This is a genomic window from Microbacterium sp. lyk4-40-TSB-66 (assembly GCF_030209475.1).
In the GTDB taxonomy this organism is placed as follows: Bacteria; Actinomycetota; Actinomycetes; order Actinomycetales; family Microbacteriaceae; genus Microbacterium.
Genome location: NZ_JARVRW010000007.1, coordinates 84,483 through 104,434, shown reverse-complemented (window position 1 = coordinate 104,434; position 19,952 = coordinate 84,483). Strand labels below are relative to the sequence as shown.

The following is a 19,952-nucleotide window of genomic DNA, read 5'->3' as shown; positions in this document are numbered from 1 at the left end:
CGACTCGAACGTCACACGGTGAAATGAAGCCGTCACGGGTGAGCCGCTCAGTATGCTTCGCCCGTCCCGCCGCGGCCCGTCCGGTGCGCCGACGGGCACCGCCCTCTCGAACCCGCCGGTCCCGCACCGGCCCGTCCCCACCGCAGGAGATCCATGTCGCACCCCGCCCGTCGCGTCGTCACCGTCGGCCTCCACGTCGCCGACGTCCTCGGTCGCTACGTCGACGCCATCCCGCCCGGGCAGGGGCTCGCACTCCTCGACGAGATCCGCCTGACCGTCGCCGGCACCGCCGCCGCGACAGCCGTCGACCTCGCGCGCCTGGGCGTTCCGGTGGCGACGGTGGGCGCCGTCGGCGACGACGCGCTGGGCGTCTTCCTGCGCTCCACGATGGCCGACGAGGGCGTCGACGTCACCGGCCTCGCCGTGCGCCTCGAGCGGCCCACCTCCGCGACGATGCTGCCCATCCGCCGCGACGGGAGCCGACCGGCACTGCACGTCATCGGGTCGAACGCGGCGATCGCGCCCGAGGATCTGGCATCCATCGATCTGAGCGACGTCGCGGTGCTGCACCTCGGCGGTACGTGCCTGCTGCCGGGCATCGACGGCGCGCCCAGCGTCGACCTGCTGCGACGCGCCCGCGAGGCCGGGGTCGTGACGACGATGGACTTCATCCCGACCGGGGGTGCGGGCGACCGCGATGCGGTGCTGCCGTGCCTGCCCTTCGTCGACCACCTCCTCCCCAGCGAGGAGGACGCGCTCTCGTTCGCCGGGGCGGCGACGCTCGACGAGGCGATCGCGTTCTACCTGGATGCCGGTGTGGGAACCCTCGTGGTCACCCGCGGCGCCGCAGGGGTCAGCATCAGCACCCGCGATTCCCGCGATATGCGACGGGCGGCATATGTCGTCGACGTCGTGGACACGACGGGCTGCGGCGACGCCTTCAGCGCCGGGTTCATCAGCGGTCTCGTGGGCGGCGCCGACGTCGCCGAAGCCGCGGAGCGCGGGCTCGCCTGCGGCAGTCTCGTCGCCACCGGGCTCGGGTCCGACGCGGGCCTGCACTCCGCGGCCGACGTCGCGCGGCTGCGCGCGGAGGGTGTGCGCGGAGCGGTGTGACGCGGCGTCCGGGGGTCTCCGCTCCCGGCTCTGCGCGTCGTCGTCGGGTCGGGCCCGACCGCGGCGGATCCCTGACCCTGCGTCGACGGCGCCACGGCTGTTCGCGCCCGCGCGCACACGCGTGCGAGAATGGCCACGGCGTGCTCGGACCGACCTTTCCCCGCACGGCGCCACGGCGCCGGTGGGTTCGAAGGGCCACCGGGCCCCAGGACAGCGTCCGCCGCACCTTTCCTGAAGGAGCACAGATGTCCGCCACTCCCACCGCCACCACCGCCGGGGCCACCTCCACCGAGCGCGTGCAGCAGCACCGCCGCTACCTGATGTGCCGGCCCGCGCATTTCACGGTGAGCTACAGCATCAACCCGTGGATGGAGCCCTCGCGCCCCACCGACACGAACCTCGCCCTCCAGCAGTGGCAGTCGCTGTACGACACCTACACGTCGCTCGGGCACGAGATCGAGCTCATCGACCCGGTCGAGGGACTGCCCGACATGGTCTACACCGCCAACGGCGGCTTCGTCATCGACGGCGTCGCGTACGGTCCGAAGTTCCGCTTCCGCGAGCGCGCGGCCGAGGCGCCGGCGTTCATCGACTGGTTCGCGGCGAACGGCTTCGAGGTCGCCGAGCCGGTGGAGGTCAACGAGGGCGAGGGCGACTTCCTGCTCGTGGGCGACACCATCCTCGCCGGCACGGGCTTCCGCTCGACCGGCGACAGCCACCGCGAGGTGGGTGAGGTGTTCTCGCGCGAGGTCGTCTCGCTGACCCTCATCGACCCGCGGTTCTACCACCTCGACACGGCGATCGCCGTGCTCGACCCCGTCGAGGGTCCGGGCGGGGTCGACAAGGCCAACATCGCCTACCTCCCCACCGCGTTCGACGAGCGCAGCCAGGCGATCCTGCGCGAGCGCTACCCCGACGCCATCCGCGTGTCCGACAGCGACGGCTCGGTCTTCGGTCTCAACTCCGCCAGCGACGGCAAGAACGTCATCATCTCGCCCCGCGCCGTGGGCTTCGAGGCGCAGCTGCGCGAGCGCGGCTACACCCCGGTGATGGTCGACCTGTCGGAGCTGCTGCTCGGCGGCGGCGGCATCAAGTGCTGCACGCTCGAGCTGCGCGGCGGTGCCCGATGAGCACCACCGTCGACGCGCTCGGCGAGCGTCTCGTCGCCGAAGAGGGCGCCCACCTCGCCCACAACTACCACCCGCTGCCGGTCGTCGTCTCGCGCGCCGAGGGCGTGTGGGTCACCGACGTCGAGGGCAAGCGCTACCTCGACCTGCTGTCCGCGTACTCGGCGCTGAACTTCGGTCACGGTCATCCCGCGATCCTCGCCGCCGCGCGGGAGCAGCTCGATCGCCTCACGCTGACCAGCCGGGCGTACCACAACGACCGACTCGGGCCCTTCGCGACGGCGCTTTCGCAGTTGTGCGGCAAAGACCTGGTCCTGCCCATGAACACGGGAGCCGAGGCCGTCGAGACCGGCATCAAGGTCGCGCGCGCCTGGGGCTACCGCACGAAGGGCATCGCCCCCGACGCGGCGACGATCATCGTCGCCAACGGCAACTTCCACGGACGCACCACGACGATCGTCGGCTTCAGCGACGATCCCGTCGCGCACGACGACTTCGGTCCGTACGCGCCCGGCTTCGTGCACGTGCCGTACGGAGACGCGGATGCCATCGCCGCGGCGATCGACGAGAACACCGCCGCCGTGCTGCTCGAGCCCATCCAGGGCGAGGCGGGCGTCGTGCTGCCGCCCGAGGGGTTCCTGCAGCGGGTGCGCGAGATCTGCACGCAGAACAACGTGCTCTTCATCGCCGACGAGATCCAGTCGGGTCTCGGCCGGGTGGGTGAGACGTTCGCGTGCGATCGCGAGGGCGTCATCCCCGACGTGTACCTCCTCGGTAAGGCGCTCGGAGGGGGCATCCTGCCCCTGTCCGCCGTCGTCGCCGACGAGGACGTGCTCGGCGTCATCCGCGCGGGCGAGCACGGCTCGACCTTCGGGGGCAACCCGCTGGCTGCGGCCGTGGGCCTGCGCGTGGTCGAGATGCTGGCATCCGGTGAGTTCCAGACCCGCGCCAAGGCGCTGGGCGGGCACCTCGAGCCGGCCCTGCGGGCGCTGATCGGCCACGGCGTGACCGCGGTGCGCATCGCGGGCCTGTGGGCCGGTGTCGACATCGCCCCCGCCTACGGCACGGGCCGAGAGGTCGCCGAGAAGCTGCTGACGCACGGGGTGCTCGTGAAGGACACGCACGGACAGACGATCCGCATCGCCCCTCCGCTGACGATCCGGGCGACCGAGCTGGACTGGGCCGTCGATCAGCTCCGCCAGGTGCTGTCGGCCCGAGCCGGATGACGCGCGAGGTCACACGATCCCGCCGAGCGCACACGCCGGTGCAGTCCGGGACAGGGTGATCTCGCGTCGGGCGTGTGATCTCGGCGCGGCGGGATGCGGCCGGGTCAGGCGACCGAGACCGTGAGCTCGTCCCACCCCGTCGCGCCGTCGGGGGCGGGCGGCGCCGGCGCGTCGGTCTGCGTCTGACCGTCGGCCGAGAGGGCGCGGCAGCGCACGGTGTGCGAGCCACTCGTCGCCTCCCACGCCAGACTCCACTGCACCCAGGTGTCGGCCGAGATCGCCGACGCCAGGGTCGCCGCCTGCCAGGGCCCGTCGTCGATCTGCACCTCGACCCCGGACACGCCGACGTGGGTCTGCCAGGCGACGCCCGCGATCACGGCGGTGCCCGCCTCGACGCGGGCGCCGGCCCGCGGGACGTCGATGCGCGACTGGAGTTTGACGGGCCCGCGCTCCGACCAGCCGCGCGAGGTCCAGTACCCCTCGGCCCGGTCGTAGCGGGTGACCTCGAGCTCGGTCACCCATTTGGTGGCGGAGACGTACCCGTACAGCCCCGGGACGACCATGCGCACCGGGAAGCCGTGCTCGATCGGAAGCGGCTCGCCGTTCATGCCGATGGCCAGGAGCGCATCGCGGTCGTCGGTGAGCGCCTCCAGCGGACTGGATGCCGTGAACCCGTCGATCGAGCGCGACAGCACCATGTCGGCGTCGGCGGTGGGCCGGGCGCGGGCGAGGACCTCCCGCAGCGGCACGCCGAGCCAGCGGGCGGTGCCGATGAGAGATCCGCCCACCTCGTTGGAGACGCAGACCAGGGTGGCGACCGTCTCTTTCGGTGCGAGCTCGAGCAGGTCGTCCCAGCGCAGCACGACCTCTTGCTCGACGAGTCCGTGCACGCGCAGGGTCCAGTCCGTGGGGTCGACCTGGGGCACGACGAGGGCCGTGTCGATGCGGTAGAAGTCGGCCGAGGGGGTGATGACCGGCGCGAGGCCGTCGATGCCGAGTTCCGCGGCCGCCGGTACGGCCGTCGTGGTCGTGGGCGTCGGGAGGCGGAGGGCCGCTCGCACGGCGCTCACCGCGCGGGCGCCGGAGCTCAGCGCGAACGAGCCGGCGGCGGCGAGGGCCCCGGCCGCGACGGCGATGCCCGACAGTGCCAGCACGCTCCGGCGGGTCAGGCCCTCGTCGGCCACGAGCCCGGAACGCGGCCCTCGACGCAGGCGGCCGATGAGCCACGCCGTCGCAGCCGACGCCGCGCCGGCCGCGACGATCGAGGGCACGGGCGACAGCATGGCCGCGTCGGAGCGGGTCAACGCCACGATCGCCCCCACGACGCCGAGCGCGCCGAGGACCACTCGGCCCCACGGGGGCCGGTGCCACTCGAGGACCCCTGCCGCCCCCGCGACAGCGAGCAGCAGCACCGCGATGCCGACGAGGAGCGCCGCTTTGTCGCCGGTGCCGAAGAGGCTGATGGCGAGGTTCTTCGCCCATGCGGGGGCGATGTCGATCATGCCGCCGCCGATCACCGCGAAGGGGCTCGCAGTGGGCGCGACGATGGCCGCGACCAGTTCGCCGAGCCCGGCGCCGAGGGCGGTGGCACCGATCGCGGCGACGGCGGCGGGCAGGTCGCGGGTTCGGATGGAGACGGAGGGCACGAACGGAGCCTATGGACGCCGTGCCCCACGGGCGCCGTCCGCGGCGGAACTCACAGCCAACCGGAACCCCGCGCCTCGCGCCCTGGCCACCCCGCACGCGGGTAGCGTGCTGGCATGCCCGAGAGCCTGCGGTCGATCCGCCGCCCCGCGGCCGGAGGGGCGCCGGCGTTCGACCTGTCGTACGTGCGCTCGGGTCCTCGGGACGCGACTCCCGTGGTCGTCATCCCGGGCGGTCCCGGCTTGGCGTCGGTGCTGCCGTACCGGGGCCTGCGCCGGTGGGCGGCGAGCGGTGGGCTCGACCTCGTGATGATCGAGCATCGCGGTGTCGGCCGCTCGCGTCACGACGTCCACGGCCGGCTCCTGCCACCCGCGGCGATGCGCATCACCGCCGTGCTCGACGATCTCGCGGCCGTCCTCGACGCCGAGGGCATCGACCGCGCCGTCATCGTGGGCTCCTCGTACGGCAGTTACCTGGCGATGGCGTTCGGCACGCGGTATCCGGAGCGGGTGGCATCCATGCTTCTCGATTCCGCGCTGCAGTCCACCCGCGATGTCGGCCTCGAGCGGGAGCGCCTGCGGGGGCTGTTCTGGGATGCCGATGACGACATGGCCCGCGGGGTGAAGCGCCTCATGGTGGAGGGCGTGACGCCGCGCGTCGTCCTCGACATCGTGCGTGCGGCGTACGAGCTGGGCGGCATCGACCTCGTTCGGCCCCTCCTTCGGCACCGTCCGGGCCTCACCTGGCGCGCGCTGGGCGCATATGCCACGCGCGACGGGGGGCTCCCGCGTATCCCGGGCATCTACGAATTCGACCTCGTCGGCACGATCGCGTTCCGCGAGCTGGGGTACGCGGGTACGCCCGACGGACATCCGCTCGACCCGGCGTTGACCTACCTCCCGCTCGCGCCCGGTTTTCCCGCGTTCGATCGCGAACCGTTCGACCTGGTCGAGGCCGTGCGCTCCTTCGCCTTCCCGCTCGTGGTGCTCTCGGGCGACCGGGATCTGCGCACGCCTCCGGCCGTCGCCGAGCGGGTGGCCGCGTCGGCTCCGGATGCCACCCTGGTCCGCATCCGCAACGGCCACAGCGCCCTCGACACCCACCCGTCGGCACTCTTGAACGCGACGCGGCGGCTGGTGCGGGGGCAGCAGGCGCGTCTACCCGGAGACGAGGCGGCGCTCGACCGACTGCCACGGAAAGGGCTGTCGGCGTCGTTTCCCGGTCTGCTCCTGCACGTCGCGCATCTCGACGCCCTGCTGCGGCGCCGCGTGCCGCCGCGCTGAGCGGGGCCGGGAGCCCCGCGTGCATCCCCGGCCCTGGAGAGCGGTCGACTGTCAGCCTTCGGAGCGCGTTCTCGCCTCGCGGCCCCGTGTCGGGCCGTCCTGCCGGGTGACGAAGGCGACCACCGTACGCAGGACGAATGCGGCACCGACGACCACCACGACGCTCACCGCGGCGCGATGGGTCCAGAGCAGGAGTGCCACGGTCATCAGGCCCGCGGCGATGGCAGCCGTCCACGATCCGGTTGCCACGAGGATGATCGACGCGATCGTCGCCGCCGCGCGGAGCAGCGACGACGAGTCCGCGCGCGGAGTTCTCACGCGTCGATCGGACGGGAACGGTCGCGTGCGTCGTGCTGTGCTCGACGATTCAGCCGCGGGTGGTGCGACGGGTGCCGTGCCCGGCAACGTCGGAACGCCCCCGGCGGAGCGCGCGACGGGGTCAGGCCGCAGCAAGTTGTGCTCGATGTGCGTCTTCCTGTTGCTGCCAGGTGCGTGCGTTCAGCATCAGCCCGGACGACATGGCGGCCTGGTCGGCGAGCTGGCGGAGGTACCCGCCGGACAGGCGTGTGGACTCGGCGCTGTCGTAGAGGAAGCGCAGTGAGATGGACGGCTGGATCCACAGGGTCGTTCGGTGCTGCTGCGCGGTGGCGCCCGTCCAGGTGATGGTGAACGATTCGCTCCGTCGCAGCTTGGTGGACAGGACGACCTGGAGGTATTGCAGCAGACGGTCCTCGATGTCGATGGGCTGAGGGTCGGAACCGTAGAAGAGCTTTCCCATGATGACTCCTGACGTCGCGGGGTGCGTGAAGATGCGGGGGAGGGAGGAGACGGCGTTCGCGCCCGGGGACGTCTCAAAACTTTCAACCTCGATGATCATCAACCTAGCAGATAGTAAACGCAGTTAGATAACTGTGTTGATCATCACGTATCCTGACAATCATTCCTGGTGAATGTCAGCCGGGGAACTTTAGGGCGTTAGGTATAGTTTCGGTAGCACACGGAACGAGGGGAGCGGATCGATGGCAGGGGAATCGGGCGAATCCTCGCCGCTCATGGGAGCGTTGACGCACTACTCGCGAGAGCGTGAAGCGGCTGCCGTTCGAGCGCGCAAGCAACTCGGCGTGAACGAGCTGGATGCGAAGGCGTTGTCGTTCGTCGGGGAACACCCCGGAGTGAGGCCCTCAGAACTGGCCGGCTACCTCGGAGTGACGTCGGCGGGCGTCACGACGATGGTGGAACGCCTGGTGCGACGGGGGATCCTGCGCCGGGAGGCCGACGAGACCGACCGGCGTGTCAATCACATCCACCTCGACGTCGACCTGGCGAAAGAGCCGTGGTCGCAGTTGGCGCGCTTCGACGACACGTGCCGGCGGATCATCCGAAACCTCGACCCGCAGCTCGAAGCCGACCTCGCAGCGCTGCTCCTGCAGACCACGATGGCCGCGAGCGAACAGGCCGAGCGAGTCGACGGCGTCGCGACGGACGCCGCCTCCGCCGCCTGATCAGGACGAGGCGTCCGCCTCGCGGCACCTCATGAGGTGCTCGGCCGACTTGGCCTGCAGGAACGCGCAGAGATCTGCGACGTTGCGGAGCTCGCGGCACAGATCGTAGACACCCTCCGGCGACAATTCGGTCACCTCGGGCTGGGCCTCGATCGTGACGCGCCAGTCCGGCTGCCCCACCGCGACGGCCTGCAGATAGACCGACGTCGTCGCATTGCTGAGCGGGTAGACCACGAGTCCGCTGTCGCGGCCGTCGACGGCCTCCTGGTCGGCGACGTACGCCACGCCGCCGCCGTCGGCGCCGCTGGCCGCGTGCTCGTCGAGCCAAGCCTGCAACGTGTGTTTGCTCCGGAACGGCACCGTCCGCACCCTCGAATCTTCCCGGCGAGATCGTGACGCCGCATGAATCGTACGTCATTCTGGCCTCGGTCCAAGAGTGTGGAGACCCGTCGGACATCGCCCCGCCCGCAGGGCCGGGTGCGGCGCGAGTCCGCCCGTCCTGTCCGGGACGGACTGCGGTGTCAAGGATCTGCACGAAAGACGCACGCGCGCGGATGCTGACCAGGTGATTGACGGCGACCATCCCGCGTTCCCCCTGCTCGTACCCGATGACACCCCCGGCCTGGGGGGCGTCCGTGGCGCCCTGGAGGCCGCGGATGCCGTCGACGGCCTCGGCACCGACACCGCCGCCACCCTCGCATGGGCGGTGGACGTCGCCCGACCGGCGTCGGTTGCGGCGACGTGGGAGCTGCTCGCGTCGGTGGCGGCCCGCGACGTCGCCGTCGCCCGCGTGCTCGAGCCGCACCTCGACGCACTCGCCATCCTCGACGAGGCCGCCGCGTCGGGCTTCGACCTCGACCTCGATGCGACCGGCGCCTGGGGCGTTTTCGCCGCAGAGGGACCGGGCGTGCGACTCGAGGCGCGATACGACGCGGGCGTTTGGACGCTTCACGGAACCAAGCCGTGGTGCTCGCTCGCCGCTGACCTCGACAGCGCACTGGTCACGGCCTGGGTCGACGACGAACGACGACAGCTCTTCGCGCTCGACCTGCGCGACGCGGCCGTGACCGCCCGCTCGGGCCCGTGGCACGCCCGCGGACTCGATCGCGTCGTCAGCGCCCCGATCGACGTCGAGGGTGCGCGGGCCGTGCCGGTGGGGGATGCCGGGTGGTACCTGCGTCGGCCCGGTTTCGCCCATGGCGGGGTCGGGGTCGCCGCGTGCTGGTGGGGAGGAGCCGTACCGCTTCGCGCAGCGCTCGCCGACGCCGCCGCGGGCGACCGCGCAGATCAGCTCTCGCGCGTGCACCTGGGCCGTGCGGACACGGCTCTGTGGGCCGCTCGCGCCGTTCTCGTCGAGACCGTGCGGGCGTTCGACGTCGGGGGCACGGCATCCGAGGGACTCCGTGCCTCCCGCGCGCGCACCGTCGTGGCCGACGCTGTCGAGACGACGATCTCCGAGGCCGCCCATGCCCTCGGTCCCCGGCCCCTCGTCGCCGACGAGGCGCACGCGCGACGGGTGGCAGACCTGCAGGTGTACGTGCGGCAGCACCACGGCGCCCGCGACCTCGCGAAGATCGGCGGCGACGTGGTGCGGGGAGGCGGAGCATGGTGAGCTTCGACCACCGCGACCCGGGTACCGACGAAGGCGTCTGGACCACCGCTCTCCGCCGCGACCTGCCACCGCTCGACCTCGACGTCGACCGACTGATCGTGGTCGCCGCGCACCCCGACGACGAGACCCTCGGGGCGGCGGGGATCCTGGCCACGGCCGGCGTCCGCGGCATCCCGGTCGACCTCGTCGTCGTGACCGATGGCGAGGGATCGCACCCCGACTCGCCCACGCACTCGCCCGCGACGCTCGGGCTGCTGCGCCGTCGCGAGGTGCGCACCGCCGCGGCGACCCTCGGGCTCCGCGCGGAGCCGCTGTTCCTCGGCCTTCCCGACGGCGGAACCGACGGGTATCGGGATGCCATCGCCATCGCCCTCGGCGAGGCGCTCGACCGGGCCGGCTCCGACCGCGTGCTGGTGCTGTCGCCCTGGCGCGGAGACGGTCACCGCGATCACCGCGTCGTCGGCGAGACCGTCGAGGAGGTGTGCGCGGCCCGGGGCGTGCGCTCGCGCGCGTTCCCGATCTGGCTGTGGCACTGGGGCGGACCCGGCGATCTGCCGTGGGAGGCCGCGGAGCGTCTCGTCCTCGACTCCGGTGTGCGGGATGCCAAGACCCGCGCCCTCGACGCGCACGCCAGTCAGCTCCAGCCGTTGTCGCCGGCGCCCGGCGACGAATCGATGGTGCACGAGCGCATGCGCGCGCATTTCGAGCGGGATGCCGAGGTGTTCTTCGCGCCGCAGCCGACCGAGGGTGCGGCCGCACGCGCCGCGACCGAGCGCGCCGGGTCGACCGGTCAGCCGGCTCCAGCCCCGCTCCCGGCCACTCCCGATCCCGCGGCGCCCGCCTCTGCCCCGACGCCGGCCCCGGCTCCGCCCGCGCCCGACCCCGCGGCGCCCGTTCCGGCCACGGACTCCACCGTCGGCCAGGCCTACTTCGACGACATCTACGCCCGGCACGACGACCCGTGGGGCTTCGACTTGCGCTGGTACGAGGAGCGCAAGCGCGCCGTGCTGCTCGCCGCCCTCCCGCGGCGACGGTACCGGGCGACCTTCGAGGCGGGGTGCTCGACGGGCGCGCTCACGGTGGAGCTGGCCGGTCGGAGCGACCGCGTGCTCGCCGTCGACCTCGCCGCCGCCGCCCTCGACCGCGCCCGCCGGCGGATGCCCGACGCCGCGCACGTCGAGCTGCGCCGCGGCACCCTCCCCGACGACTGGCCCACGGGCGAGTTCGACCTCGTGGTGCTGTCGGAGGTCGCCTACTACTGGGCGGGGGCCGATCTCGACCGCGGGCTCACCGCCGCCGTCGCGTCACTGAGCGCCGACGGTCACCTCGTGGCCTGCCACTGGCGGCATCCGGTCGCGGAGTACCCCCGCAGCGGCGACAGCGTCCACGATGCGCTCGCCGAGCGGGCCGACCTCGTGCGCCTCGTCCGGCACGAGGAGGAGGACTTCGTCCTCGAGGTGTTCGCGCGCCCGGGGGCGCGGTCGGTGGCGACCGAGGCCGGACTCGCACCGTGAGAGCGGTGACGGTCGTCATCCCCGCGCACGACGAGGAAGCCCTGATCGGGCGGTGTCTGTCGTCGGTCGGGAGGGCGGTGGCGCATGCGCGCGAGCGCACCCCCGACCTCGTCGCTGTCGTGGTCGTCGTGCTCGACGCATGCACCGACGCGACCGAGCTGCACGTGCGCCGATGGCCGGTCGAGGTCGTCGAGATCGATGCGCGTCGCGTCGGCACCGCGCGTCGGACCGGCGTCGCGTACGCCCTGTCGCTGCTGGCTGCGAGCCCCGGCGACACCTGGATCGCGATGACGGATGCCGACACGGTCGTGCCCGCCGACTGGATCAGCCACCAGCTCGACCTCGCCGGCGGCGGCGTCGACCTCGTCCTCGGAACCGTCCGCCCCGACTTCGCCGACCTCAGTGCCCGACACGTCGCGTACTGGCGCGCGACGCACCACCGCGGCCGCCCGCCCGGCAATGTGCACGGTGCCAATCTCGGCGTGCGGGCGAGCACCTACCTCGAGGCCGGTGGCATCCCGGATCTGGCGGCCCACGAAGACGTCGCCCTCGTACGCGCGGCCCGGGCGATCGGCGCGCGCGAGCGCGCGAGCGACGTGCACGAGGTCGAGACGTCGGGACGCCTCGTCGGGCGCACCCCCGCCGGATACGCGGCGTTCCTCGCGCGCGTGCACGCGTGGATCGACGCTCCCCCGCTGGCCGCGCCCGGGGCGTGACGTATCGGCTCCGGATGAGGGGCGGTGCTGTCGCCGCGGGAGGATGACGCCCCGGCGCAGCGGGCGCCGAACCCGCGGCCGTGTAGCTCGGCGCGAGGAGGGGACAGGGCCGATGGGCCTCCTGAGAGACTGAGGGGATGCCGGGGGAGTACGGGTGGCAACGGGTGCGCGTCGGGAACGCGACGATCTCGATCGCCGAGGACGAGCCGGTCGCCCTCGTGCGGTGCTCGGACGAACCGGAACGGGTGACGACGTGGCCCGACCTGGATCTCGGCGCTCGTGCGACCGGAATGACCCTGCTCTCCACCTCGACGGGTGCGTGGGTCGTGTACCGCCCGCAAGAGGCTCAGGACGAGGCGATCGCACGCGGCCGCAGCGCCGCCGTTCACATCGGACGGGACGCGTCGGTGGGGATCGTCGAGTCTTTGGGCGACGCTCAACTGGTCGGCGCGACCGTCCACGGTCTCTGGCTGCGAGATCCGGCAGCCTCGAGCGACCCGGATAGGGCCGACGCCTGGCGATCGGACGACGTGCGGATCCGCTCGGTCGACGGCGCTGAGCATCGAATGCGGGTCGACCGCCGCGTCGCGTGGGCGATCGACGCCGGAGCCTCCGACGCGCGTGTGGCCGTCCACACGGAGCCGCCGCGCCGGTCGCGACAGGGGTGGGAGTACGCGACCGCCGAGATCGTCCTCCCGCCGGGAGCGCTGCCGAGTGAGCTTCGCATTCACGATCTCACCCTCCGCCCCGTCGACGACGCCGAGATGATGACGGTGATGAGCGCGCTCGTTCCGCAACGCGTCCCGCGCGCGATCGGCGACCCGCGCGCGTCGTGGCGGCCGGCGTGCGTGCGCACCGACGACATCGAGGACGCGGTCACCGCGGTGACCCGCGAGTTCGCCGACCTCGAACGGTACTGGACCGATCCCTCCGGAAAGTCGGGACCGCTCGTCCGTGGCCTGCGCGAACCCCGGGTCGATGTGCGAGGGGAGTGGCCCGACACGCGCGTGGAGGTCAGCTTCCGGCATCCCCACTTCCCGGGCGGGCGGATGAGGCGGGCGCTCCGCGTCTTCGACGCCGCGGGGCGGTTCATGCCGTCGCTCCATGCGTCGGTGCACCTCATGGAAGATCTCGACACCGGAAGGCTCCCGCCGGTCGAGACGGCGATCGACGGCGTGCTCGATTTCTGACGGAGTGTCCCGCGGTGCAAAACCGTTCGGTTTCGCACCAGGCGAAGCCAGGTTCGTGAACAGTTCGAACGCGTAGAAGCGTCATCCGCGTCGGCACCCTAGGGTCGGGACTGATGGGGGCACCGTGCTCCCACGGGGGGATCTTCATGTCCATGCTTTCGCGCGCTTCTATCCGACATTCCCTTGCCGTCGCGGCGGCCGCCCTTCTGGTGGGTTCCGGGGTTGCCGTCCCCGCCCACGCCGACACCCCGGAAGCGACCGGGACCATCAATGGTCAGGTCCTTCTTGAAGGACCTCCGAGCTCCCCACCGGCCGCGGGCACCGAGGTGTACCTTTTCCCGCCGACGGTGACCTCAGAAACTCCCACGGTTGTTGCGACGACCTCGGGTGACGGCACATTCACCGCTAGCGTCATTTCCGGCGTGGAATACGTCGTCGCCGCGCAGGTCGAGGACGGTGTGCACGTGCCCCGCAATCTCGGAGCCACCACGAGGTTCGGCCGAGGGACGGCCTTCGCGGTGGCCACGGGCGCGACGCTCGTCCTCCCCGAGTACGTGTTGCCGCTGGGTGCGACCATCAGCGGCCAGGTCAAGACCGACGATGGTGTCACTGTCCCGGTCTCGGCATACCTCCACCTCTACGGGTACTTCGACGCCATGACCGACGAGAACGGGGACTACACCATCCGTGGGCTGGACCCCCAACCCGGCATCTTCGGCTCCTCCTACGTCGTCGGCTTCGGCTCCGACGGAGAGGGCGGGATGGCGCAGTGGTGGCGCAACAGCCCGACCATGGAAGGCGCCGAGACCGTCGTGATCACCAGCATCGACGACGCCATCACCGGCATCGACGCCGACCTGCGCACCCCGCGAACGAACCCGCTCGACTCCGCCCCCTGCCTTGACCGGTCCTCCCTGACGGTCGCAAAAGCCACGACCCTCGCCCGCGCATACCTCCGCACTCATCACGACCTCGCTGCGCTGAAGACGCTCACCCGCGCCGACGTGCAGGAATACCTCGCCCGCTGCGCCTGACCCTCCTCACCGACTGAGCGGCCGCCGGCATCACGGCGGTGGCCGCTCATGTCTGCCGCGCCCACACCCATCCCGTGTCGCACCGCGAGCGGTCCTGCGTGAGGCCGGGCGACGCCGCACCCCGTATGTCAGGGTCCGGCGTTCCGTGGCCGGAGAGGGTTCATTTCATGTCCCGAAGGTGGCGTCGATGTCGGCCATCTTCGTAGTTGACGTGGCCCCGACCAGTTCGCGCAGTTCCGCGTCGGCTCCGGGGGAGAGTTCCTCGGGGCGTTTGGGGCGACGATGATCGGCGTCCCGACGGGGTGCTCGCTGGCATCCGGCTGCGTGCCGTCGCCCGACGGCGCCCCTCACCTCATCCATCGGCATCGGAGCGAGGAAGATCGGAATGCGCTGTCGATGCTCCGTCAACGAGCAGTACGGCCTCATCGGGCTTCCATCGGTGATTCGTGCGCACTCGTTCGCTGATCGCGTTGACCGCGTCGGGTGCCGAGAGCATCACACCGTGCGGGATGTCCTTCGCGTCGGGATCGATCGCCCGCGCTACCGTGCGCATCTCGGCGAGGAGCCTGCCCATGCGTTCAGTCCCATAGGCGGCGGAGGCGAGGTCCCAATCGCCGAGTACGACGGCGACACCCGGAGGACGCCCGGAGGCGGTCTCGGTCACACGAGGCTCGAGACGCAACCGCAGGACCGCCCCACCGATCGACATCACGGCGAGAGCACCCAGCACTGTGGTCGGGACGAACGAGAACGCCGCGAGGAACAGTGGTGAGTGCCAACCCATTCCGATACCCACCACGATGCGGGCCGCGCTGTACAACGAATAGACCAGGTTCACTGCCACGATGACCCGCATGGGCGCGGCCGGACTGATCCGCGATCGCCAAGCCGCCAAGGCCCCCACCCCGCACGCCACCGACAGCGCCAGCGCTTTCACCGCGAGCGATGCCGGCAGGGGGACCAGGGCGGTCACCGTGGCGACGACCGACGCAAGGGCGAGGGCATAGCTCAACGCGCCTCTGACCCGACGGCCCTCGAGAGCGCGAACGGCGACGTACATGAGCGCCGGAGCGAGCACCATCAACGCATCGCCCATGATGAGCGCACTGATGCCCCCGCCGGCGTTGTGGATGAAATACATCGTGCTGGAGCCGACAGCGCACACGCCCGACACTGCGGCGAATCGCAGGAACGACATCGCCGAGCCGGGGGCGCCGACGCGCGGCACGGCCACGGACACCACAGCAGCGGCAACCGTGACGCTGACAACCAGCAACCCGAATGACAATCCCATGCACTCTCCCCGCGGTGATTCTGACGCGTCAAGCGGGGTTCGGCATCCGAATGCGCCCGTACCCGTCATCGAATGCTGGCTGGTCGAGGTGGAGCGAACGAGGTGCGGCGGTGCACTCCATGGCACCCCGGCGGCCCCGCCTCATGTGGCGGAGGCGCGCGATCCAGAGGATTGTTCCGCCTCCCCCTGGTGTGTCGGTGCGGCGAAGGGCTTCGAACCCCCCGCGCCAGCGGATCTGGCCGCGGTCCAAGCCGCCCCGAGCGCGAAGAGAGTGGGAGCTTGGTAATGCCTCATCGCGGCAGCGATGCGACGTCGGCCGGTGCGGGGGTTGATGCCGAGGTTGTTCGACGCGCTCTCGAGGGTGTAGCCCTGCAGCATGAGGTGAAGGAGGGAGCTCCACGTGTGTTGTTCCGCTTCCAGGGGCTCGGCGCGTTGCCAGAGCTCTTCGAAGTAGGCGCGAGCGAAGTTGGCCAGCCCCTCGTGACGGAGTCCGAGGACACTGGTGGGAGCCGCCTCACCCCAGACATACGGCAGGCCGATGTGGTCGCCGTCGACCCAGAACCAGCCCGGTACCTTATCCAGCGTCCGATACTCGAGGCCTCGCGGGCCGTACTGCGACATGCGCTCGAGAACGCGCGCGTCAGAGGTCACCGCGGTGGGGACGATGACGCGAAGGTTGTGGTCCTCTTTCAACTCACCCCCGAAACGCTCGGCCCGCTCGCTGGTGGGGGTCATCAGCCGCTCAACGCTTCCCAGCACGGCGACGAACTCGCTTGATGGTCCCCCTCGGAGTTCCCACATCATGTTGTCGACGGCGTACGGTCCGTGGCGCAGAATCGTGGGCACGAGATCGGTGGAGATCTCACCCGCCACCCACGCGCTGAGCACGGTCGGAAGATTCTCGAGGATCCGCTCGATGCCCGACATGGCGTCCTCGGATGCGGCGCGAGCTCGACGGGTGTGCGCCGAGACCGCCTCGGTCATCCACTGCGCGGGGGGTGGGTAGGCCAGAGTCTGGCCGGTGCCCCCGATGCGTCCCTGTTCGCGCAACCGATCGATGGCCGCGGAGATCTGCTCGGGATCGAGGTGCGTCGTCCGCGCCGCGTCGTCGACCGTCGCCGGCCGGCCGCGCAGGAGTATGCCCAAGAGGGTGTCGTCGTCCAAGGGGGCCGTCCTAGCTGGATATCGAGTTCTCGTCCGTCAGCGGAACCCTACGTCGTCGGGCCGGCGTTCTTTTGAACAGCAATGTCCCGAAGGTGAGTAAACGATGGCACGGCGCTGTCCGCGCGAGCAACGTCCTGTAGTGGCCGTGTCCGCTTCAGGGCCCACCTGCGATTGCGCGGGCGATCCGCTGTCACGACCGCGGCACCGTGGGTGCACGTGCCGAGGTGCGTCTAGACGCGCGTGGGGCTGGGCTGGCTGCGGATGAATTCACGCATGCTGTGGCGAATCTCGGCGGCGGGGGTGTCCGTCAGGGTGACCAGTTGCGTGATGAGGTCGTTGATCACGGTGGCGGACGCGGCGAGCAGTGTGACGTAGCACTCGGCGGCGGTCCCCGTGTGGACGCGCTCGTGGATGCGGTAAAGGCGGGCGACGACGCTGCGATACTCGGCGTCGTCCTCTCGGTCGGCGTCACGTCGGTGGATCGTGAAGTCGATCAGGGCCGTTGCCAGATCCGCTTGAGCGGTGCCATCTCGGGGTACTCGCGTGCGCAGTTCGTCGAGTACCGCGTCGCGTGCGGTGTCAGCGGCCGGCTCGCCGTCCTCGCCCGAGCGAGGGGTCAGCGACGTACCGGTGCGAGTCGTCTCGGACGTGATCCTGGCTGCCAGTTCGTCCAAGATCACTGCACACGCGAGGATCTGCGATTCATCGGTGCCGGGGTCGCCGGTGAGGCGGGCCTCACGCAGCGTTGTCTGCGTGAGCGTGCTCATGGTGCGCGTGAAGGCCGTGGAGGGGTCGGTGTCGGCGGTGTTCGCGGAGTTGGTGAGGAGCGCGTATGCGTGCGTGCGCGTTTCATCGTTCATTGCTGATGTGCTCCGAGGTCGTGGCCGGAATCTCGTCGTCGCGATCGGCCCCCGCGCGATCCATGTGCGCCATCATCGCACGAGGTGCGGCGAGGGTGCGAGATCCGGTGGTGCGAGACCGATGGGCTCGCACCACCTTCCGCGGCGGGCGTGTTTCGGGTGCTGCCTGGCGTCTCGGAAAGAGCGCGAAGGGGCAGTGGCGGTTGGCGCCGCCCCGCCCGTGGAGGGCGCTTCTCGGCGCTGCAGCTCTCGTCGCAGCGCTCCTACGCGGGTCGACACCGCCGCCCGCCGCACAGCGCACATATCCGCCCACGTGGGCGCATTTTCGAAGCGTCTCGTTCAGACTGCCAACATGGAGTACGGCGGAACAGTACCGACGGATGCCCCCGATCCGAGCATCGCCTCGGAAGCGCGACTGCGTTCGATCCCCTTCCCGGTGTTCGAGCTGCGACCGCAACCAGCAGTGACTCGGACACCGATCACAGGCTTCGCTGAAGGCAGCGGGCCGGCCGGTCTCACGGACATGTCGGTGCATCTCAGCTACGCCCTTTGGCGCGTCCCCGAAGACCACGGTGACCCGCGCAATGAGCGAGAGCTGGACGAACGGACGCGTCGGTCCATCGAGGAAGAGCCCCCGTGGGGTCGGCCGCCTTGGCTCATCGAGCAGGCGAGGCTTCACCTCTACCCGATGTTGTGGGAAGCAACGCGCACGGCCTGGCACGCATCACCCGACGCCGAACGACACTCACTGTCTCAACAACTCGTCGATCACACGAACCACGTGCTGCGGAACAGCTTCCGCGAACAGCTTGGCATCCCCGCCGGACCGACGAGGACGACGGAGTGGAGAGTGAAGCCGACCGCTATCGCGGAGGCCTCTCTTGAGGTCGATGGCGAGCACCGCTCGGCCATTCACATCGATACCGACCCATTCGTGTACGCCGTCGTATTCCGCGTCGACGAGCACACCGTCTCCACAAACGTGTTTCCGCGCGACAGCCTGCCGCTACTGAACCTCTCCCTCACCACCCTGGTGTGACGGCGCTGAAGCCGTTGGCGCACAACCATCGGTAACGCGCAAGGACGGGACCTCGTTCGTGTACCGCTTGATGGAGTTGCCAGTTCGGGGGAGGTGTGGGGGTGTGGCATCCCCCGCGAATCTCATGACGAGTGTCACCGGACCCATCGATGAAGATCCGACGATCGATTCTGGAATCGGCGGCTTCGAGGGCTGAGGTTGTGGAGGAACTGTGCGCGCTCGATTCGCGCGAGTTCACCGAGGGTGCTGGACGTGTCCCCAGGCACGTGACGCACCCAGAGGGGGCTCGTCAACCACCTCGGTGCGCCGCCGCGTGCGGGCGCACACTGGGCGTCCCCGGAACGAGAGGCACGACATGAAGGCACTGACCTGGCAGGGCAAGCGCAACGTGAGCGTCGAGGAGGTCCCCGATCCCGAGATCCTCGAACCCACGGATGCCATCGTGAAGATCACCTCGACGGCGATCTGCGGCTCCGACCTGCACCTGTACGAGCTGTTCGGCCCCTTCATCGACAAAGGCGACGTGCTCGGCCACGAGCCGATGGGCGTCGTGGTCGAGGTCGGCTCCGCCGTGACGAACCTCGCGGTGGGCGACCGCATCGTCGTCCCCTTCAACATCTCGTGCGGGCACTGCTTCATGTGCCGGCGCGGCCTGCAGTCGCAGTGCGAGACGACGCAGGTGCGCGAGTACGGCAGCGGTGCCGCGCTCTTCGGCTACACCAAGCTCTACGGCCAGGTGCCCGGGGGCCAGGCCGAATACCTGCGCGTGCCGCTGGCCGACTACAACCACATCCGCGTCGGCGACGATCTGCCCGACGACCGTTACCTCTTCCTCAGCGACATCGTCCCGACCGCCTGGCAGGGCGTGAAGTACGCGAACGTGCCCGAGGGGGGAACGCTCGCGGTGATGGGACTCGGCCCGGTCGGCCAGTTCGCCGCCCGCATGGGCGTGCACCTCGGCTACCGGGTGCTGGCGATCGAGCCCGAGCCGGAACGCCGCGCGATGGCCGAGCGCCACGGCGTGCTCACCTACGACCTCACCGACACGGTCGTCGACGAGCTCGTCGACCTCACCGAGGGTCGCGGGGCCGACGCGGTGGTGGATGCCGTGGGCATGGAGGCGCACGGCAACCGCGGTATCGCCCTCGCGCAGAGCGCCGTCGGACTGTTGCCGGACGCCCTCGCGCAGAAGCTCATGGACAAGGCCGGACTCGACCGTCTCGCCGCGGTCTACGCCTCGATCGACCTCGTCCGCCGCGGCGGCACCGTCTCTCTCAGCGGGGTCTACGCGGGTGAGGCCGACGTGCTGCCGATGAAGACGATGTTCGACAAGCAGATCACCTTCCGGATGGGGCAGTGCAACGTCAAGCGCTGGGTCGACGACCTGCTTCCGCTCGTCGAGGACCCCGCCGACCCGCTCGGCGTCATGGACCTGGTCACCCACCACGCGCCGCTCGCCGACGCCCCCGGCCTGTACGAGACGTTCCAGAAGAAGGAGGACGGCTGCATCAAGGTCGTGCTGCGCCCCGGCACCTGACCCCCGCCGCGCGCGAGACGGTTTTCGGCCGACGGGGCGGTTGCCGCCCGAGACGCTCTAGTCGGGGGATGCCGTCTCGCGATCGGCTCGGCAGGGG

General features: G+C 70.8%; 19 protein-coding genes. 12 read left to right on the top strand and 7 right to left on the bottom strand.

Annotated features, from left to right (window positions below):
* Nucleotides 1-153 precede the first annotated feature (153 nt).
* The 3 genes from QRO03_RS11380 (at nt 154) to rocD (ending at nt 3,466) form a co-directional block, all read left to right on the top strand.
* Nucleotides 154-1,113 (top strand): carbohydrate kinase family protein, encoded by a 960-nt coding sequence (locus QRO03_RS11380; protein ID WP_285137610.1) that lies wholly within the window; start codon nt 154-156, stop codon nt 1,111-1,113.
* 245 nt (nt 1,114-1,358) lie between these two features.
* Entirely contained in the window at nt 1,359-2,243 is an 885-nt protein-coding gene (gene ddaH, locus QRO03_RS11375) for a dimethylargininase (protein ID WP_285137609.1), read from the top strand.
* Nucleotides 2,240-3,466: an ornithine--oxo-acid transaminase gene (gene rocD, locus QRO03_RS11370; RefSeq protein WP_285137608.1), complete on the top strand. Its 1,227-nt coding sequence runs from the start codon at nt 2,240-2,242 to the stop codon at nt 3,464-3,466. Before ddaH ends, rocD begins: the two co-directional genes overlap by 4 nt.
* A 104-nt stretch (nt 3,467-3,570) precedes the next feature.
* On the opposite strand, the gene QRO03_RS11365 is transcribed toward rocD, so the two are convergent.
* Entirely contained in the window at nt 3,571-5,112 is a 1,542-nt protein-coding gene (locus QRO03_RS11365; RefSeq protein ID WP_285137607.1) for a molybdopterin-dependent oxidoreductase, read from the bottom strand.
* Nucleotides 5,113-5,226: 114 nt separating this feature from the next.
* Between QRO03_RS11365 and QRO03_RS11360 the strand changes: the two genes are divergently transcribed.
* Complete coding sequence (locus tag QRO03_RS11360) at nt 5,227-6,393, top strand: alpha/beta fold hydrolase (RefSeq protein WP_285137606.1); 1,167 nt, start codon at nt 5,227-5,229, stop codon at nt 6,391-6,393.
* A gap of 51 nt (nt 6,394-6,444) precedes the next feature.
* Here QRO03_RS11360 and QRO03_RS11355 read toward each other — a convergent pair whose 3' ends face one another.
* Both QRO03_RS11355 and QRO03_RS11350 read right to left on the bottom strand, forming a co-directional pair.
* On the bottom strand, nt 6,445-6,711 hold the full coding sequence (locus QRO03_RS11355; protein WP_285137605.1) for a hypothetical protein: 267 nt from the start codon (nt 6,709-6,711) through the stop codon (nt 6,445-6,447).
* Nucleotides 6,712-6,832: 121 nt separating this feature from the next.
* The gene (locus tag QRO03_RS11350) at nt 6,833-7,171 is read right to left on the bottom strand and encodes a DUF7882 family protein (RefSeq protein WP_285137604.1); all 339 of its coding nucleotides are present in this window, start codon (nt 7,169-7,171) and stop codon (nt 6,833-6,835) included.
* Nucleotides 7,172-7,514: 343 nt separating this feature from the next.
* On the opposite strand from QRO03_RS11350, the gene QRO03_RS11345 reads away from it, so the two are divergent.
* Nucleotides 7,515-7,895: a MarR family winged helix-turn-helix transcriptional regulator gene (locus QRO03_RS11345; RefSeq protein ID WP_285137603.1), complete on the top strand. Its 381-nt coding sequence runs from the start codon at nt 7,515-7,517 to the stop codon at nt 7,893-7,895.
* Here the strand turns inward: QRO03_RS11345 and QRO03_RS11340 are convergent, their stop codons facing one another.
* Nucleotides 7,896-8,231 carry a hypothetical protein gene (locus QRO03_RS11340; RefSeq protein WP_285137602.1) on the bottom strand — a complete coding sequence of 112 codons (336 nt, stop codon included), beginning with the start codon at nt 8,229-8,231 and terminating at the stop codon, nt 7,896-7,898. It abuts the gene before it with no gap.
* Between the two features lie 229 nt (nt 8,232-8,460).
* Between QRO03_RS11340 and QRO03_RS11335 the strand changes: the two genes are divergently transcribed.
* The 5 genes from QRO03_RS11335 to QRO03_RS11315 all read left to right on the top strand — a co-directional run bounded on the left by QRO03_RS11335 (nt 8,461) and on the right by QRO03_RS11315 (nt 13,961).
* The gene (locus QRO03_RS11335) at nt 8,461-9,507 is read left to right on the top strand and encodes an acyl-CoA dehydrogenase family protein (RefSeq protein ID WP_285137601.1); all 1,047 of its coding nucleotides are present in this window, start codon (nt 8,461-8,463) and stop codon (nt 9,505-9,507) included.
* A complete protein-coding gene (locus tag QRO03_RS11330) occupies nt 9,501-11,021 on the top strand; it encodes a bifunctional PIG-L family deacetylase/class I SAM-dependent methyltransferase (RefSeq protein ID WP_285137600.1) in 1,521 nt (506 codons plus the stop codon). The genes QRO03_RS11335 and QRO03_RS11330 overlap by 7 nt, the downstream gene beginning before the upstream one ends.
* 5 nt (nt 11,022-11,026) lie before the next feature.
* Nucleotides 11,027-11,737, top strand: a complete 711-nt coding sequence (locus QRO03_RS11325) for a glycosyltransferase family 2 protein (protein WP_285137599.1) — start codon at nt 11,027-11,029, stop codon at nt 11,735-11,737.
* 137 nt (nt 11,738-11,874) lie between these two features.
* Nucleotides 11,875-12,927, top strand: coding sequence for a hypothetical protein (locus QRO03_RS11320; RefSeq protein ID WP_285137598.1), 1,053 nt, complete (start codon nt 11,875-11,877; stop codon nt 12,925-12,927).
* A gap of 422 nt (nt 12,928-13,349) precedes the next feature.
* Nucleotides 13,350-13,961 (top strand): hypothetical protein, encoded by a 612-nt coding sequence (locus QRO03_RS11315; protein WP_285137597.1) that lies wholly within the window; start codon nt 13,350-13,352, stop codon nt 13,959-13,961.
* A 352-nt stretch (nt 13,962-14,313) separates the two neighbouring features.
* Here the strand turns inward: QRO03_RS11315 and QRO03_RS11310 are convergent, their stop codons facing one another.
* From QRO03_RS11310 to QRO03_RS11300, 3 genes are all read right to left on the bottom strand, one after another.
* The gene (locus QRO03_RS11310) at nt 14,314-15,255 is read right to left on the bottom strand and encodes a hypothetical protein (RefSeq protein ID WP_285137596.1); all 942 of its coding nucleotides are present in this window, start codon (nt 15,253-15,255) and stop codon (nt 14,314-14,316) included.
* Nucleotides 15,256-15,396: 141 nt separating this feature from the next.
* Nucleotides 15,397-16,419 carry a hypothetical protein gene (locus QRO03_RS11305; RefSeq protein ID WP_285137595.1) on the bottom strand — a complete coding sequence of 341 codons (1,023 nt, stop codon included), beginning with the start codon at nt 16,417-16,419 and terminating at the stop codon, nt 15,397-15,399.
* A 230-nt stretch (nt 16,420-16,649) separates the two neighbouring features.
* Nucleotides 16,650-17,186, bottom strand: a complete 537-nt coding sequence (locus QRO03_RS11300) for a hypothetical protein (protein ID WP_285137594.1) — start codon at nt 17,184-17,186, stop codon at nt 16,650-16,652.
* Nucleotides 17,187-17,631: 445 nt separating this feature from the next.
* Between QRO03_RS11300 and QRO03_RS11295 the strand changes: the two genes are divergently transcribed.
* The gene (locus QRO03_RS11295; protein ID WP_285137593.1) at nt 17,632-18,318 is read left to right on the top strand and encodes a hypothetical protein; all 687 of its coding nucleotides are present in this window, start codon (nt 17,632-17,634) and stop codon (nt 18,316-18,318) included.
* 355 nt (nt 18,319-18,673) lie between these two features.
* Nucleotides 18,674-19,855, top strand: a complete 1,182-nt coding sequence (locus tag QRO03_RS11290) for a zinc-dependent alcohol dehydrogenase (RefSeq protein ID WP_285137592.1) — start codon at nt 18,674-18,676, stop codon at nt 19,853-19,855.
* Nucleotides 19,856-19,952: the final 97 nt, after the last annotated feature.

What these genes read in the sequence shown, in the direction of transcription:
- QRO03_RS11360 (WP_285137606.1), top strand. Translation starts at nt 5,227, where the DNA reads ATGCCCGAGAGCCTGCGGTCGATCCGCCGCCCCGCGGCCGGAGGGGCG.
- QRO03_RS11295 (WP_285137593.1), top strand. Translation starts at nt 17,632, where the DNA reads ATGGAGTACGGCGGAACAGTACCGACGGATGCCCCCGATCCGAGCATC.
- QRO03_RS11350 (WP_285137604.1), bottom strand. Translation starts at nt 7,171, where the DNA reads ATGGGAAAGCTCTTCTACGGTTCCGACCCTCAGCCCATCGACATCGAG.
- QRO03_RS11380 (WP_285137610.1), top strand. Translation starts at nt 154, where the DNA reads ATGTCGCACCCCGCCCGTCGCGTCGTCACCGTCGGCCTCCACGTCGCC.
- QRO03_RS11330 (WP_285137600.1), top strand. Translation starts at nt 9,501, where the DNA reads ATGGTGAGCTTCGACCACCGCGACCCGGGTACCGACGAAGGCGTCTGG.
- ddaH (WP_285137609.1), top strand. Translation starts at nt 1,359, where the DNA reads ATGTCCGCCACTCCCACCGCCACCACCGCCGGGGCCACCTCCACCGAG.
- QRO03_RS11290 (WP_285137592.1), top strand. Translation starts at nt 18,674, where the DNA reads ATGAAGGCACTGACCTGGCAGGGCAAGCGCAACGTGAGCGTCGAGGAG.
- QRO03_RS11310 (WP_285137596.1), bottom strand. Translation starts at nt 15,255, where the DNA reads ATGGGATTGTCATTCGGGTTGCTGGTTGTCAGCGTCACGGTTGCCGCT.
- rocD (WP_285137608.1), top strand. Translation starts at nt 2,240, where the DNA reads ATGAGCACCACCGTCGACGCGCTCGGCGAGCGTCTCGTCGCCGAAGAG.
- QRO03_RS11320 (WP_285137598.1), top strand. Translation starts at nt 11,875, where the DNA reads ATGCCGGGGGAGTACGGGTGGCAACGGGTGCGCGTCGGGAACGCGACG.
- QRO03_RS11300 (WP_285137594.1), bottom strand. Translation starts at nt 17,186, where the DNA reads ATGAGCACGCTCACGCAGACAACGCTGCGTGAGGCCCGCCTCACCGGC.